Origin of the sequence: Mesorhizobium sp. M0030, assembly GCF_040323695.1 — a bacterium.
Lineage (GTDB): Bacteria > Pseudomonadota > Alphaproteobacteria > Rhizobiales > Rhizobiaceae > Mesorhizobium.
Genome location: NZ_JAMYVE010000012.1, coordinates 208,041 through 221,618, shown reverse-complemented (window position 1 = coordinate 221,618; position 13,578 = coordinate 208,041). Strand labels below are relative to the sequence as shown.

General features: G+C 63.5%; 15 protein-coding genes and 1 pseudogene. 8 read left to right on the top strand and 8 right to left on the bottom strand.

Going from position 1 to position 13,578, the window contains the following annotated elements; all coding sequences use genetic code 11:
• Positions 1–349: 349 nt before the first annotated feature.
• Positions 350–1,564: an AI-2E family transporter gene (locus tag NKJ80_RS23500; protein WP_023834259.1), complete on the top strand. Its 1,215-nt coding sequence runs from the start codon at positions 350–352 to the stop codon at positions 1,562–1,564.
• Here NKJ80_RS23500 and NKJ80_RS23495 read toward each other — a convergent pair.
• From NKJ80_RS23495 to NKJ80_RS23485, 3 genes and pseudogenes are all read right to left on the bottom strand, one after another.
• Positions 1,552–2,447 (bottom strand): annotated as a pseudogene (locus tag NKJ80_RS23495) (DMT family transporter). The gene NKJ80_RS23500 and the pseudogene NKJ80_RS23495 sit on opposite strands and share 13 nt — an antisense overlap.
• Positions 2,448–2,566: 119 nt before the next feature.
• A complete protein-coding gene (locus NKJ80_RS23490) occupies positions 2,567–3,331 on the bottom strand; it encodes an arginyltransferase (RefSeq protein WP_023682417.1) in 765 nt (254 codons plus the stop codon).
• Positions 3,332–3,470: 139 nt separating this feature from the next.
• Positions 3,471–3,941 (bottom strand): RDD family protein, encoded by a 471-nt coding sequence (locus tag NKJ80_RS23485; protein WP_023673020.1) that lies wholly within the window; start codon positions 3,939–3,941, stop codon positions 3,471–3,473.
• Positions 3,942–4,131: 190 nt separating this feature from the next.
• Between NKJ80_RS23485 and sthA the strand changes: the two genes are divergently transcribed.
• Positions 4,132–5,520: a Si-specific NAD(P)(+) transhydrogenase gene (sthA, locus tag NKJ80_RS23480; protein ID WP_352498391.1), complete on the top strand. Its 1,389-nt coding sequence runs from the start codon at positions 4,132–4,134 to the stop codon at positions 5,518–5,520.
• Positions 5,521–5,577: 57 nt separating this feature from the next.
• On the opposite strand, the gene NKJ80_RS23475 is transcribed toward sthA, so the two are convergent.
• Positions 5,578–6,249 carry an alpha/beta hydrolase gene (locus NKJ80_RS23475; protein ID WP_023682414.1) on the bottom strand — a complete coding sequence of 224 codons (672 nt, stop codon included), beginning with the start codon at positions 6,247–6,249 and terminating at the stop codon, positions 5,578–5,580.
• A 217-nt stretch (positions 6,250–6,466) separates the two neighbouring features.
• Between NKJ80_RS23475 and NKJ80_RS23470 the strand changes: the two genes are divergently transcribed.
• Complete coding sequence (locus NKJ80_RS23470) at positions 6,467–7,702, top strand: OpgC family protein (RefSeq protein ID WP_352498390.1); 1,236 nt, start codon at positions 6,467–6,469, stop codon at positions 7,700–7,702.
• 15 nt (positions 7,703–7,717) lie between these two features.
• Here NKJ80_RS23470 and NKJ80_RS23465 read toward each other — a convergent pair whose 3' ends face one another.
• Positions 7,718–8,800: a LacI family DNA-binding transcriptional regulator gene (locus tag NKJ80_RS23465; RefSeq protein WP_023682412.1), complete on the bottom strand. Its 1,083-nt coding sequence runs from the start codon at positions 8,798–8,800 to the stop codon at positions 7,718–7,720.
• Positions 8,801–8,946: 146 nt separating this feature from the next.
• On the opposite strand from NKJ80_RS23465, the gene NKJ80_RS23460 reads away from it, so the two are divergent.
• Together NKJ80_RS23460 and NKJ80_RS23455 are read left to right on the top strand one after the other, a co-directional pair.
• Positions 8,947–9,090: a hypothetical protein gene (locus NKJ80_RS23460; RefSeq protein ID WP_023673015.1), complete on the top strand. Its 144-nt coding sequence runs from the start codon at positions 8,947–8,949 to the stop codon at positions 9,088–9,090.
• A 63-nt stretch (positions 9,091–9,153) separates the two neighbouring features.
• On the top strand, positions 9,154–9,297 hold the full coding sequence (locus NKJ80_RS23455; protein WP_023673014.1) for a hypothetical protein: 144 nt from the start codon (positions 9,154–9,156) through the stop codon (positions 9,295–9,297).
• Positions 9,298–9,336: 39 nt separating this feature from the next.
• On the opposite strand, the gene NKJ80_RS23450 is transcribed toward NKJ80_RS23455, so the two are convergent.
• Positions 9,337–9,711, bottom strand: a complete 375-nt coding sequence (locus NKJ80_RS23450; protein ID WP_023673013.1) for a DUF423 domain-containing protein — start codon at positions 9,709–9,711, stop codon at positions 9,337–9,339.
• A 43-nt stretch (positions 9,712–9,754) separates the two neighbouring features.
• Positions 9,755–11,020 (bottom strand): multidrug efflux MFS transporter, encoded by a 1,266-nt coding sequence (locus NKJ80_RS23445; protein WP_023734152.1) that lies wholly within the window; start codon positions 11,018–11,020, stop codon positions 9,755–9,757.
• Positions 11,021–11,169: 149 nt separating this feature from the next.
• Here NKJ80_RS23445 and NKJ80_RS23440 point away from each other — a divergent pair, with 149 nt between their 5' ends.
• Both NKJ80_RS23440 and NKJ80_RS23435 read left to right on the top strand, forming a co-directional pair.
• Positions 11,170–11,835, top strand: a complete 666-nt coding sequence (locus NKJ80_RS23440) for a GntR family transcriptional regulator (RefSeq protein WP_023689520.1) — start codon at positions 11,170–11,172, stop codon at positions 11,833–11,835.
• A gap of 109 nt (positions 11,836–11,944) precedes the next feature.
• Positions 11,945–12,178: a DUF982 domain-containing protein gene (locus NKJ80_RS23435; RefSeq protein WP_245259900.1), complete on the top strand. Its 234-nt coding sequence runs from the start codon at positions 11,945–11,947 to the stop codon at positions 12,176–12,178.
• 72 nt (positions 12,179–12,250) lie between these two features.
• Here the strand turns inward: NKJ80_RS23435 and NKJ80_RS23430 are convergent, their stop codons facing one another.
• On the bottom strand, positions 12,251–12,409 hold the full coding sequence (locus tag NKJ80_RS23430; RefSeq protein ID WP_023673009.1) for a hypothetical protein: 159 nt from the start codon (positions 12,407–12,409) through the stop codon (positions 12,251–12,253).
• A gap of 178 nt (positions 12,410–12,587) precedes the next feature.
• On the opposite strand from NKJ80_RS23430, the gene NKJ80_RS23425 reads away from it, so the two are divergent.
• On the top strand, positions 12,588–13,559 hold the full coding sequence (locus NKJ80_RS23425; protein WP_352498389.1) for a glycosyl transferase family 90: 972 nt from the start codon (positions 12,588–12,590) through the stop codon (positions 13,557–13,559).
• The last annotated feature ends 19 nt before the right edge of the window (positions 13,560–13,578 follow it).

The window sequence follows — 13,578 nt, the reverse complement described above, 5'->3', positions numbered from 1 at the left end:
TCGGCGCGAGAGCGTCGGCCGGTCGCATGGTGCCGAAGGGATTCCCGCGGACCGGGAAATTTGGTTGAAGCTGCTGATCTCCCCCCAAGTGGGGGAGATGGCCGGCAGGCCAGAGGGGGGCGCTGTCCCGCCAGCGCATCAAATGGTCATGGCTCGCCACTCGGTCGCAACTCTTGGGTCTTCAATGTGGGGTGCCAGGCTGGCGATCCTTCGCGCCCCCCTCTGTCCTGCCGGACATCTCCCCCACAAGGGGGGAGATTGGCAGCTTCACCAACCATTTGGACTATCGTCACGATTGCGGCACTATAACAGTGCATAAACGCTGTGTAGGCTGGGGAGAATTGACCGTTTGAAGGAAGCGAAGATCCAGAAGCCGGAACGTCAGCAGCGCCTGTTCGGCCTGTCGACACCGTTGCGATCCGCCGTCATTCCGCCGCTGTCGGCTGCGCGCTGGCTGTTGGTGCTGATCGTCGCCGCCGGCGTCTATTTCTTCCACGGGTTCCTGTTTCCCGTGCTGGCAGCCCTCGTCATTGCTTTTGCCAGCTGGCCGCTCTACCGCCGGCTGCTTGCCGGTGTCGGCGGTAACCGCACCGTCGCCGCGACGCTCGCCATCCTGTTCATCCTCGCCTTCCTGGTGGTGCCGATAGCGCTCGCCGGCACCTACGCCATCAACGAGGTCCGCGAATGGGTGGGCTGGGCGATCGAGACCAACAGGCACGGCGCGGTCACACCGCACTGGATCACCTCGCTGCCTGTCGTCGGCGAGTGGCTGAACGAACAGTGGATCGACAATTTCGGCCATCCCGGCGGCATCGGCGAGCTGATCCAGCTGGTCAGCGGCGCCAATATCGGCAGCATCTATCGCGGCGTGCTGGCTGCCGGCGGCAGCGCCTTCGGCCTGTTGCTGACGCTGCTGTTCATGATGATCGCGCTGTTCTTCGCCTACCGCGACGGCGAACACTTTGCCAGCCAGATCGACCGGCTCGGCGAACGCATCCTGCCGACGCGCTGGGAGCGGATTTCGCGCGTCGTGCCGGCGACCATTTCCTCGACCGTTACCGGCATGACCGTGATCGCCATCGGCGAGGGGCTGGTGCTCGGCATCGCCTACTGGCTGGCCGGGGTGCCGTCGCCGGTGACGCTGGGCGCATTGACCGGCGTGATGGCGCTGATCCCCGGCGGCGCGCCGCTGTCGTTTACGCTTGTGTCGATCTACCTCGCCGCCAGCGGCTCGCCGATGGCGGGTCTGGCGCTGTTCATCTGGGGCGCGGTGGAACTGTTCATCGTCGACAAGACCTTGCGCCCGAAGCTGGTCGGCGGACCGATCAAATTGCCCTTCCTGCCCACCTTTTTCGGCCTGATCGGCGGCGTCAAGACGATGGGCTTTCTCGGCCTGTTCATCGGCCCCGTGCTGATGGCGCTGCTGGTGGCGATATGGCGCGAATGGCTGCGCGAGGTGGAACTGGCCGAAGAAACCGTTCCCGACGGGGCGGCCGAGCTCGAAGGCGGGCCGCCGCAGATCGAGATTGTCGCCGGCCCGGCGAAGAAAAGTCAGGCTGGGTAAGCGACGGCGGGCGCTGCCCGGCGCTTGCGCCCTTCATGCAACTGCCACAGGGAATGCGCGACCAGCGTGACGATCAGGATCACGCCGCCGATCAGGCTGTTGCGCGACGGCGCCTCGGCAAAGATCATCCATATCCAGACCGGCGCCAGAACCGTTTCCAGGAGATAGAACATCGCCACTTCCGGGCCTGAAATGTATTTCGGCCCATTGGCCAGGCAGAAGAAGGCGAACGGCATGATGACGGCGCCGTTGAAAACGATCCACCATGGCGCTTCCACCTGGAACCGGTCCTGGAGACCATGAGCGCCGCCAGCCCGAACGGCAGCAGGACGCCGGTCAGCGCGGTGAATCCCATATCCCTGCCGCTGGCGCGTGAAACGGTGATTGCGCAGGCAATCGCCAAGGCCGAACACAGCGCCATCACATCGCCGAACAGATTTCCCGTACCGACGGAATCGCCGACGATGATCGCGATGCCGACGATCATCAGCGCCATTGCCGCAAGCGTCAGCGGCTGCGGTCGCTCCTTCAGGAACAGCCACGACAGCAGCGCCGAGAACATGGTGGAGAAGGCCAGGATGAAAACCAGATTGGCGGTCGAGGTGTTGTAGACGGCAGTGATGAAGGCGATTGCGCCGAGCCCGTAGAGTGTGGCGACCACGAGCCCCGACCAGCCGGGTATCAGCTGCGGAGCATTCTTGCTGAACGAGCGCCAGATGGCCCATACGATCAGCCCTGCCACGAAGGTGCAGCCGGTGCGCAGCAAAAGGATCGTCCAGGCTTCGCCATGGGCGAGCCGGATCAGGGGAATGTCGATGGTCAGCGCCAGCCCGCCAAGCGCGGTGAGCAGAAGTCCTTTGGTGTGGGCATTGTGAGAGGACATGCAACGGCTTCGCAATGAGTTGAGCAGATGCCGGTCGGCGCAATCGCCCCGCCAACGGGCGGAAGACCAGCATCGTCTCGGCTGAAAATGTTTAGATCAGGATCTGGTAAGAAGAAAAATCAGCGCGTGACCGCTTCGTGGTCGTAGCGTTCCCAGCCCTTCGGGCCGAGATGCTCCTGCGGCATGAAGCGCATTTTATAGTTCATCTTGCGCGAGCCGTTGACCCAGTAGCCGAGATAGACATGGGGCAAGCCCATGGCCCGGGCGCGGGCGATATGGTCGAGGATCATGAAGGTGCCGAGCGAACGGTCCTCGAACTCGGGATTGAAGTAGGAATAGACCATCGACAGGCCATCGGCCATCTTGTCGGTCAGCGCCACGGCGATCAGCTCGCCCTGGCCCTTGCCGGTGATGAATGTGTCGGGGCCGCGGCGCCGGTATTCGATCACCTTGGTGTCGACATGGGTATCCTCGACCATCATGGCGTAGTCGAGCACCGTCATGTCGGACATGCCGCCGCGGCGATGGCGAGCGTCGAGATAGCCGCGAAACAGCGAATACTGCTCGGTCGACGGCTGCGCGTCGTGCATGGCGCCGATCAGATCGGAATTGCGCTGGATCACCCGCTTCATGTTGCGGCTGGCGGTGAACTCCTGCGCCAGGATGCGCACCGAGACGCAGGCGCGGCAGGTCTCGCAGGCGGGACGGTAAGCGATGTTCTGCGAGCGCCGGAAACCGCCTTGCGTCAACAGGTCGTTCATCTCCGGCGCCTTGTCGCCGACCAGATGCGTGAACACCTTGCGTTCGAACTGGCCCTCGAGATACGGGCACGGCGATGGCGCGGTCAGGAAGAACTGCGGCGACTGGGTCGGATGGTGCGTCATCGAACCTTGGGAACACTCCTGCGAATCGCTCTACCTTTGGCTTGGCTGGCGAAAAATTCAACAGGATTGTGAAGGCGGGGTTGAACGGACCCCTTCACATTTGCGCACAAATGCCTGTTGGCGTCGGTTGAACGCCGGTTCAACGGTCGCTGCGGCTGACGACCGTGCCAAGCAGCAGGTCGTGCAGTGTGCGCTTGCGATCGGAAAAAAGCGTCACCAGGAGGACGAGCGGCGTCAGGATGACCGTGCTCGCCCAGAACAGCACCGAATGGACAACGGCGGTGAGGCCGTCGATACGGCTGCCGTCGAGACGATCGAGTCGAATGCCCATCATCTTCATGCCTGATGTGGCCTGGTTGCGACCGCCCAGCGTGTTCCAGATGTAGAGAATGGCGACCGCCGGCACGAGGATGGAATACAGCGCCCAGCCAAGACCGAATGTCAAAAGGCCAAGCACGGCCACCAGGATCGCGAACGGAATGGTGAGCAGCGCCACGATGCAATAGTCGATGATGAAGGCCAGGATGCGCCGCGTGCGCACACCGTCATAGGCCCTGACGTCGTCGAGCCTGCTGGTGATGATTTCGCCGTCAAGTACGCGCGCGTTCATGTCATGTCCTCGCAACAGGCGCCACGCTAGGGTGCGCCGCCACTGAAATGGTGAAGACCGCGGGCGGAATCAAGATCGGTTCGTCCATCGGTCCGGGTCGGCAGTGTGACGCGGTTGAGCCGATTGAATTTGGTGGACGGATGGCGTTAGCTTGCTGCGGCGCAACAAGACGCCGAGGGGACGGGGTTACATGGATTACGACATGCTGGTCATCGGCAGCGGCCCTTCCGGGCGCCGCGCCGCGGTGCAATCGGCCAAGCTCGGCAAATCGGTGCTGGTGGTCGACAGGGGCCGGCGCCTCGGCGGCGTCTCGGTGCACACCGGCACCATCCCGTCGAAGACGCTGCGCGAGACGGTGCTGAACCTGTCCGGCTGGCGCGAGCGGGTCTTTTACGGCCGCGGCTACCGGGTCAAGCAGGACATCTCCATCGCCGACCTGGTCGAGCGGCTGCACAAGACGCTCGACCACGAGGTCGAGGTGCTGCAGCACCAGTTTATGCGCAACGCCGTCAAAAGCGTGCGCGCCATGGCGAAATTCGTCGGCCCAAACAAGGTCAGCCTGACGGCAGACAATGGCGACTACTCGGAGGTTGGTTTCACCAATGCGCTGATCGCGGTCGGCACCAGGCCGCACCGGCCGCGCGACGTGCCTTTCGACAAGATCCGCGTCTTCGACAGCGATGAGATGCTGGAACTCGACCATCTGCCGCGCACGCTGACGGTGATCGGCGCCGGCGTCATCGGCGTTGAATATGCGACGATCTTTTCGGCGCTCGACGTGCCGGTGACGCTGGTGGAGCCGCGCAACACCATCCTCGATTTCGTCGACCGCGAGATCGTCGACGACTTCATCCACCAGATGCGCGACCGCGGCATGACCATTCGCCTCGGCAGTACGGTCAAGGAAATCGTCTCAAAACCCGACTATGCCGAAGTGACGCTCGCCGATGGCCGCACCATCCGCTCCGAGATCGTGCTTTACGCCGCCGGCCGCAGCGGCAATCTCGGCAGCCTCGGCCTCGACGTGGTCGGCATCGAGGCCGATTCCCGGGGCCGCATCAAGGTCGATCCGCAGACCTTCCAGACCAGTGCGCCCAACATCTATGCCACCGGCGACGTCATCGGTTTCCCCAGCCTTGCCTCGACATCGATGGAGCAAGGCAGGGTGGCCGCCTGCCACGCCTTCGGCGTGCAACTGCCACCGCCGCCGGAAACCTTCCCCTATGGCATCTACGCCGTGCCGGAAATATCCACCGTTGGTCAGTCGGAGGAGCAGGTGCGCGAGAGCGGCGCTGCTTATGAAGTCGGTCTGGCGCGGTTCCGCGAAACCTCGCGCGGCCACATCATGGGCGTCAACTCCGGCTTTCTGAAGCTGCTGTTCTCGGTCGAAACGCGCCGCCTGCTCGGCGCCCACATCGTCGGCGAAGGCGCCACCGAACTGATCCATATCGGCCAGGCGGTGATCAACCTCGGCGGCACGGTTGATTTCTTCGTCAACAACACCTTCAACTATCCGACGCTGGCCGAAGCCTACAAGATCGCCGGGCTCGATGCTTGGAACCGGATGGGACAGGGCTAGGCGACGAGCATCTGCTCAGCTGTTCCGCCGGGCGCCGATGCGGTCTACCAAGGTCTCTTAGCCTGCCTGGCGTGCGACCAATGCTGGTCCCGCCAGCCATTGCCGGACGATGGCGGCATCCGGGTCGCCGATTTCGTGACCTGAAGGCACGATGCGCGCATCGACCTCGGCGCCATGTTTGTTGAGCAGCCTCACCAGTGGCGGCGCAAACGGCCCGTAGGTCTCGTCCGCGGCACCAGCGACAATCAGGACGCGCCTTCCTGTCAGATCGGTTGCCGGCGCATCGTCAAGCACGGGCATTGCTCTCAGCAACGCCGCTTTTCGGACGAGGCCGGAGTTGAGCAGCATCAGGCTGGAAACCAGATTGGCGCCGTTGGAATAGCCGAGGAAAGTCGCCCGGGCGAGGTCGAGCCCGTGGCGCTTTGCGGCCTCGCTTGCGAAGGCGGCAAAGTACGATGTTTCGGCACGGATGCTCGCCTGTTCGAAACTGGTCGGCGTGATCCGCTCGAACCAGCGGAAGCCGTCTTCTTGGCGGATGCGGCCACGCACCGCGACCAGCGTGGCGTTAGGGGCGATCTGCCTCGCAATCGGGACCATCGTCGTTTCGTCGACACCCGATCCGTGCAGTAAAAACAGGCTCTCGCCGCCGGCATTCTCCGGCTTGAGGAGGCGGTAGGGAAAGGCCAGATCCTGGTGCAGAAAGGCGTTCTCGTCGCTATATCGATCCACGCTCATATCTCGTTGTTTTCACGGAGACATTGGTCCTTTGCCAGCTTCAAAACGGAATATTTTCACGCTCCGCCAAATGTGATTGCAACAGGCTCATTTCAGACCGTTTCTGCGCCGATATGCTCCCTGCGGGAGGAATCGAAGCGGTGTGCGCCGATGGTCGCATCCCGGCATGAACAACGCGAGCATCCTTGCTCTCCTTTGAGGCCTTTTGTCGATGACCCTGCCAGTCCCGCCCGATCGCGCCCCGCGTATCGCCGATCGCGCTCCGCGTATCGCCGATCGCGCTCCGCGTATCCCCGATCGCGACACGCGCATTGACGTGTTCCGTGCGCTCGCACTCCTGACCATCTATATCGACCACGTGCCGGGCACCGTCTTCGAAACGCTGACCTACAAGAATTTCGGATTCTCGGACGCGGCGGAAGCCTTCGTGCTGATTTCCGGCATGTCGGTCGCACTCGCATATGGCACCAAGTTCCAGCCGGGCGGCCGGCTGCTGGCGATGTTGAAGATGTGGCGCCGGGCCGGCGTGCTTTACAGCGCCCACATCGTCACCACCATGGTTGTGATGGCGTTGTTCTGCGCCGCGGCGGTGTTCGGCCGGCGGCCGGAACTGCTCAAGCTGATCAACATCGAGCCGCTGATGAAGAACACGCCGGAGGTCATGATCGGCATTGTCACGCTCGGCCACCAGCTTGGCTACAACAACATCCTGCCGGTCTATGCGGCGCTGCTGTTGATGGCGCCGCTCTTCCTGCTCTTCGTCAGCTACCGGCCGCTGCCGGCGCTGGTCTTTTCCGGCGCGCTGTGGCTCGTCGCCGGCCTCTGGCAGATCGCGCCGCCGAACTATCCCGAGCCCGGCTTCTGGTTCCTCAACCCGCTGTCCTGGCAATTCCTGTTCAACATCGGCCTTGCCGGCATGCTGCATGTCAGGCGCGGCGGCACAATTCCCGTCAATCGTTGGCTGGTGGGCGCCGCGGCGACCTATGTCGCGGCAGCGGCGGTCTGGGTGCACAGCCCGCTCTGGGGCGAGATAACGTGGTTTAACCTGCCCGTGGTGATCGGCGGCTTCGACAAGACGTTCCTGTCGCTGCCGCGGCTCCTGCACATATTGGCGGTGAGCTATCTGATCGTCGCCCTGCCGGCTTTCACGAACCTGTTCCGTCTCAGCCCGGACCATCCGCTTGCCCTGCTCGGCAAGCGCTCCTTGCCGGTGTTCCTCGCCGGCACGCTGATCGCCATGGCGGCGCAGGTGATGAAGCTGATCAATCCGGGCGGCTTTGCCTATGACGTCTTGCTGATTTCGGCCGGCATCGCCATGCAATTCGCGCTCGCCTTCTATCTTGAGTGGCTGTCCGGCATCGGCTTGGGCAAAAAGCCGGTTCGCAAAGAAGCGCCAGCCGTTCACCAGACCTTCGGCATGCCCGCGATGCCAAGGCTAAGCCGATGATCCCACATCAGCCGCCTAGCTAGCAGGCGAGGGGCCGGACGACCCCCGCACCACAAGATCGACCGGCAGCAATTGCCGGTGCTGCGAGCCGTCATTTTCGAGGATCGCCTTGACGGCCAGCCGGCCCATCTCGGCGATCGGCTGGGCGACAGTGGTTAGTGGCGGCTCGGAGTCGGCGCCTTCCGGCACGCCGTCGAAGCCGACGATTGACACATCGCCCGGCACGGCAATGTTACGCTCGCGCAGCCAGTCGAGCGCATGCAGCGCGATCTTGTCCGACATGGCCAGGATTGCCGTCGGCGTCTGCGGCAGCGCGAAAATATGATCGAGGCCGGCCCGAACGCTCGCCTCGTCATTGAGGGTTTCGTAGATTGGCACTTGCGAGACGTCGATGCCGAAGCGGGAGAGCTCGCCGAAATAGCCACGCAGACGGTCGCGTGTGCCCGAGTAGAGGGATGTCGTCTCGACTTGCTCCTGCGTGACGGGACCAAAGCCAGCGTCGGCAGATTCCAGGGCGAGTACGGCAAAGCTGCGATGGCCGAACTCGGCCAGATGGCGCGCCGCCAGACCCGCGCCGGCGACGTTGTCGACGCCGATCGCAGCGACCGCCTCATTTTCCGAATCGAGATCAAGCGCCACGAAAGGCAGTTTGCGTTCGCGCGCCAGTTCGACCAGCCGCGACCCACCCTCGATGCAGAACACGATGAAGCCGTCGACCAGGGCGCTCTGGATGTTCCAGGCGAGCTGCTCGCTGTTGGCGGCCGAGACCAGCGAAATTCCGGCGCCGGTGGCGTCGCAGGCCTGCGAAATGCTGGCCATCATGACGCGGGCAAAGGGATCGTCGAAGAAATAGGACAATGGTTCCGCCGTTGCCACGCCGATGGCGTTGACCTTGCCGGCGCGCAGCAGCCGGCCCTTGGGATCCGGGCCGGCATAGCCCATCGCTTCCGCCGCCGCCTTGACCCGCTCGCGGACCTCTTCGCGCACGATTTCCGGGCGAGCGAACACGTTGGACGCGGTACCGTGCGAGACCCCGGCCGCCTTGGCGATGTCGGCAAGCCGCACTGGTCTCGTCTTGCCGGAGGTCAATGCCGTCATTTTCGTCTCCTGAACCGGAGCCTGTTTAGCACTTTCGTTGGATCGGTTCAAATTTTCCCTTGATCGGACGGCGGAGAGGGTCTATATTTGAATCGATCCAAGGGATTCACCAAGTATAACTTGGATCGATTCAAGAGGAGGGTGCCGTGCATCCCGTGAATTATCTGTTCGAAGACATCTACGGCAATGATTGGGGCATAGTCTCCGACGCCGCCACCCGCAGGCGCCGCGACAAGGTCGGGCCGTGGAGGCGTGACCTGCAATACCTTGTGAAACGCAAGCGCAGCTGATCGGCCCCGGCATTTTCGTGCCAGCTGATTGGATCGATTCAAGTTCTTGAAGAGGAGACGAACATGCATCCCGTGAAGCATCTGTTCGAAGACATTTATCGCAATTACTGGGGTATCTCGCCTGCCACGGAGCAGCCGGAAAGGCGGCGGCCGACCAAGTCTGCCAAGCGCAACCGCGACCTGCTGCCGCAAAACCGGCAGGATTAAGCCTCGTGTGATATCTGATGGGACAGGGTTCTTGGCTCGTCAGGACCGTTGCCGCACGAGCGCCGAGGCCGCGATCACCAGCCAGCCCGCGATGAGCAAGGTGCCGCCGATCGGCGCCGACATCGGGAACAGCCGCGATCCCACGAAATCCCGTGCCAGCAGATCGCCGCAGAACAGAACAAGCCCGACGAGCAGCACCAGGCTGCCGATCCGCAAGATCCGGTTTGCGCCGGCGAGGCCGACGGCCAAAAACACCGGCGCATGCATGAGCAGGAAGGATGCGGCCGTGCCGACGAAGGCGCCGCCGAGATGCGCTGATGCCGCCGACAGCGCCACGCCCGCCGCGCCGGCAATGCCGCCGGCGAAAACGAGGATGCGCGCGCTGTTTGCTGGTGCTGACTCGGCGATGCTCATGTCTCGGGCTCCGTGATTGACGATAGGCGGCGCGACCTGTCTGTCAGGATTTTTCCGATATCGCCAGCATGTCGCGCGTGCGGCGCGCCTGGGCCAGCCAATTATACGCGGCACCGCCCGCCATCAGCAACGACGTGCCGAGAAACACCGCGCGCATGCCGAAATGGCCGCCGACGAAGCCGCCCAGCAGCGGCCCCGCAACCTGGCCGACATATTGCGCCGAGATTGCCAGGCCCAGCACATTGCCGCCGACCCCATCGGGAACATTGTGGCGGATGACGCTGGTGATGCAGGGCAACAGCCCGCCCAGCACCAGACCCATAAGGAACCGCAGCCCGACCAACTGCCAGCTCTCGGTGACGAAGGCCTGCGGTATCAACAGCAGCGCCGAGACGGCCAGCGATGCGACGATGACGTTCCAGTGGCCGATGCGGTCGGCGAGTTTGCCCAGCCGTGACGCCGACAGGATGGCGCCCAGCGCCGCCGCCGACATGACGACACCTGAGACCAGGGTCACCCGGCTTGCCTCCGCGACCAGTTGCTGGACGTAAACGGTGATGATCGGCTCGATCGACATGTTGGCGAAGGTGAACAGCATGCCGGTCGCCAGCATGGCCACGACAGGGCGTTTGTCGGGGATCTGCGCCCAACTTCCCTTTGGTTTCTCCTCGCGTTTTGCCTGTACTGGCGGGCGAGGCATCTCCTTTATCAGGAACGTCGTCGCCAGCGCCGCCAGGAAAATGACGCCGCCCGCGATGAGGAAGGTGGCGCGAATACCGATCAATGGCGGCAGCGCGCCGCCAAGCAACGGGCCGACCAGGGAGCCTGCGGTGATGCCGGCCGACAGCACGCCAAGCGCCCAGCCGGAGCGCTCCTTCGGCGTCTGCATGGCGACAAGGATCGTCGAGCCTGAGGAATAACCGCCGGCAAAGCCGATCAACAGGCGCAAAAGCACCAATTGCCAGACGGTCTGCACCATGCCGGTCAGCGACATGCAGATCGCCATGCCGAAACTGGCGCGCACCAGCATCACCTTGCGGCCGTAGCGGTCGCCGAGCCGCCCCCACAGCGGTGCGACAAGGGCCGCGGCAAGGAAGGTGGCGCCGAAGGCGATGCCGGACCATTGCACGATCGCCGCGTGGCCCAGGGCGCCCAGCTGTTCGACATAGAGCGGCAGGAACGGCAGCAACAGCGTCATCGCCACAAGCGTGCTGAACGATCCGGCAAAGCACACGAGCAGGTTGCGCCGCCAATGAATGTTGTAGGTGGAAGGCGCTTCGGCGGCCTGCGCTGCACTGTCCTGCGGCATGTCCTGTCCTGTCCGCTTGCTGCGGATACCATTTTGGGATACCAACTTGGTACCTCATGGACGCAAAGCCCGGCTGCTGTCAATCAGGCGCTCTCAATGTGATCGGCAAGACCAACGGGCAAGGCCGATCGCCAGCAATGGAAGCAACTATGTCGCAGATGCAGATCGTCGAAAAAGCGCTTCGCGAGATGATCCTTGGCCTCGAGGTCGGTCCTGGCGAGCGGCTGACGGAGCGCTGGATCGAGAGCCGCTTCGGCGCCTCGCGCACGCCGGTCAGGGCAGCCCTGCTGCGGCTGGAGACGGAAGGGCTGATCTGCCGTGACGGGCGCGGCTGGACCGTGTCGCCGATCAACCTTGCCGAACTGGAACAGATCGCGGTGTACCGCGAAGCGGTCGAGGTCGCGGCGGTCAGGCTGACTTCGGCGCTGGCCGACAGGAGCGCAGCCGATGTCATCGAGGCGATGCTGGACTCCTGCGACACTGCCACGCCGCGCGAGGAATGGCACCGCGTCGGCATGGATTTCCATATCGAACTGGCGCGGCTCTCCGGCAACGAGTTCCTGTTTCGGGCCGTGCGCGATGCCATGACGCGGCTGTCGCGGGCGCGCTGGCTGGAGGTGCGCGACGAGGCGGCCCTTGGCCGCGCCTGGAGCGAGCATCACGCCATTCTGGCAGCGGTGCGGGCCGGCGATGCCGATGCGGCGGCGGCGCGACTTTCCGCCCATATAGCCGGCAGCCGCGCCCGCCTGGTGACGTCGTTGCACAATGACCGGCGCGGCCTACGCGCCAGGGGTTTTGCCGTCGTCGCCGCTTGATACTGGTCACGAAAACGAAAGAATGCCGTCGCGATCCGCTTTCGGCCTCGCTTCGCGGACGCCGATGGCGTAAAAGGCGGCCATGGAAAACAACCGATTTGAAACACCCGTGACCGTTAAGTCGGGCACGGAGGGAAGCACTCAGCTCTTGCGTACGGTGCGCGAGGCTTCCGATTACCTGCTCAACAGCTGGCCCGGCAAGCGCAGCCCCAAGCACCGCGAAGCGCTGCAGGCCTGCCATGACGCGCTGGCCGGCGACAAGCCGGCGATGATTGCAAGACGCGCCTTCATCGCCGCCGCGCGCGAGGTCAACGTCTTCGTCAGCGACAAGGCCCCGGCCTGATCACATCGGCCTGATCAGACCGGCATTTTGCCAGGATCCGGCCCGTTTCGCGGGCCGGTGATCCTGTCTTGCCTATTTTTCTGTCTCGGTGTCGGTTTTCGAACTTGCCTCGTTCTCAGGCTCGGCGCGCTCCTTGGCCGCGACCTTGGCGGCGAGCTTCTCCGCCTTCTTGGCGGCCTTCTGCCGGTCGCGCTCTTTGCGTTCCTGACCGTAATTCGGTGGTCGAGCCATATCGTTTCCTTTCGCTGTGCCTGATCCTGCCTAGAAGCATTGGCCGGCAAACACAACAGCGCCGCGAGGGCAGATGCCAGCGGTTCTGGACTTGCGTGATGGCGAACACAATGGTTTAGAAAAGGCTGCGGGACAGTTGCTGGAGCCGCCGCCGACCGATTTCGAATCAAAACGACCGATGGCCACGCTTCAAAGAAACGCACAGAAGCTGATCTACTATGCGCGCAACGCCATGCGCGACATCGCGCCGCCGGTTCTTTTCCGGCGCCGGCTCGGCCGGCTGCTCGATCAGGCCAGGCTTTCCGACGCATCGGTCCGCCAGCGGCTCAATTACTACAACACGCTGCGGGAGCCTTTTAGCTCCAGCCCCGAGGCCGTGCCGGTCAGCCGGCTGCCGTCGGACCGCAGCATGTACTATTACGATCTGAAGGAGTTCACCCGTTATTTCGACCCAGATCTGCGCATCGACCTGGAATTCGGCGACGTCATCGAAGTGCCGAAGATGCCGTCGATCGTCAAGGACCGGCCGATAGCCGGCGACAACAGCAACGGCGTCCTGTTCAAGTTGAACAAGTTCCGCCATTTCCACATGCCGGCCGACGATGTCGCCTTCGCCGACAAACATCCGCTCGTCGTTTGGCGCGGCGAACTCAACAATCCGATCCGCACCTTGTTGCTGGATGCAGCCCGCAATCTGCCGTTCTGCGATGTCGGCACGCCGAGGGCGACAGCACCGGCGGAATACCGCAAGCCCTATCTCAGCATCGATCAGCAGCGCCGCTACCGCTACATTATCTCGCTCGAAGGCAATGATGTCGCGACCAATCTGAAATGGATCATGAGCTCGAACTCGCTCTGCCTGATGCCGCCGCCGACTTACGAGACCTGGTTCGCCGAGGGGCAGCTCGAGCCCGATGTCCATTATGTGCCGCTGGCGCCCGACTTCAGCGATCTGGCCGAGCGGGTGCATCATCTCGAGCAGCATCCGGCCGAGGCCCAGCGCATCGTTGCGGCGGCCAACGCCTATTGCCGCAAATTCGCCGACGAGCGGGCCGAGCAGGCGATCTGCCTGCTCGTGCTCTACAAATATTTCGTGCTCAGCGGCCAGATCGAGCCCGATCCGCAGGTCTGGCGGTTTATCGCGGGCTAGCGGCTTCCGGCGCCCTTAA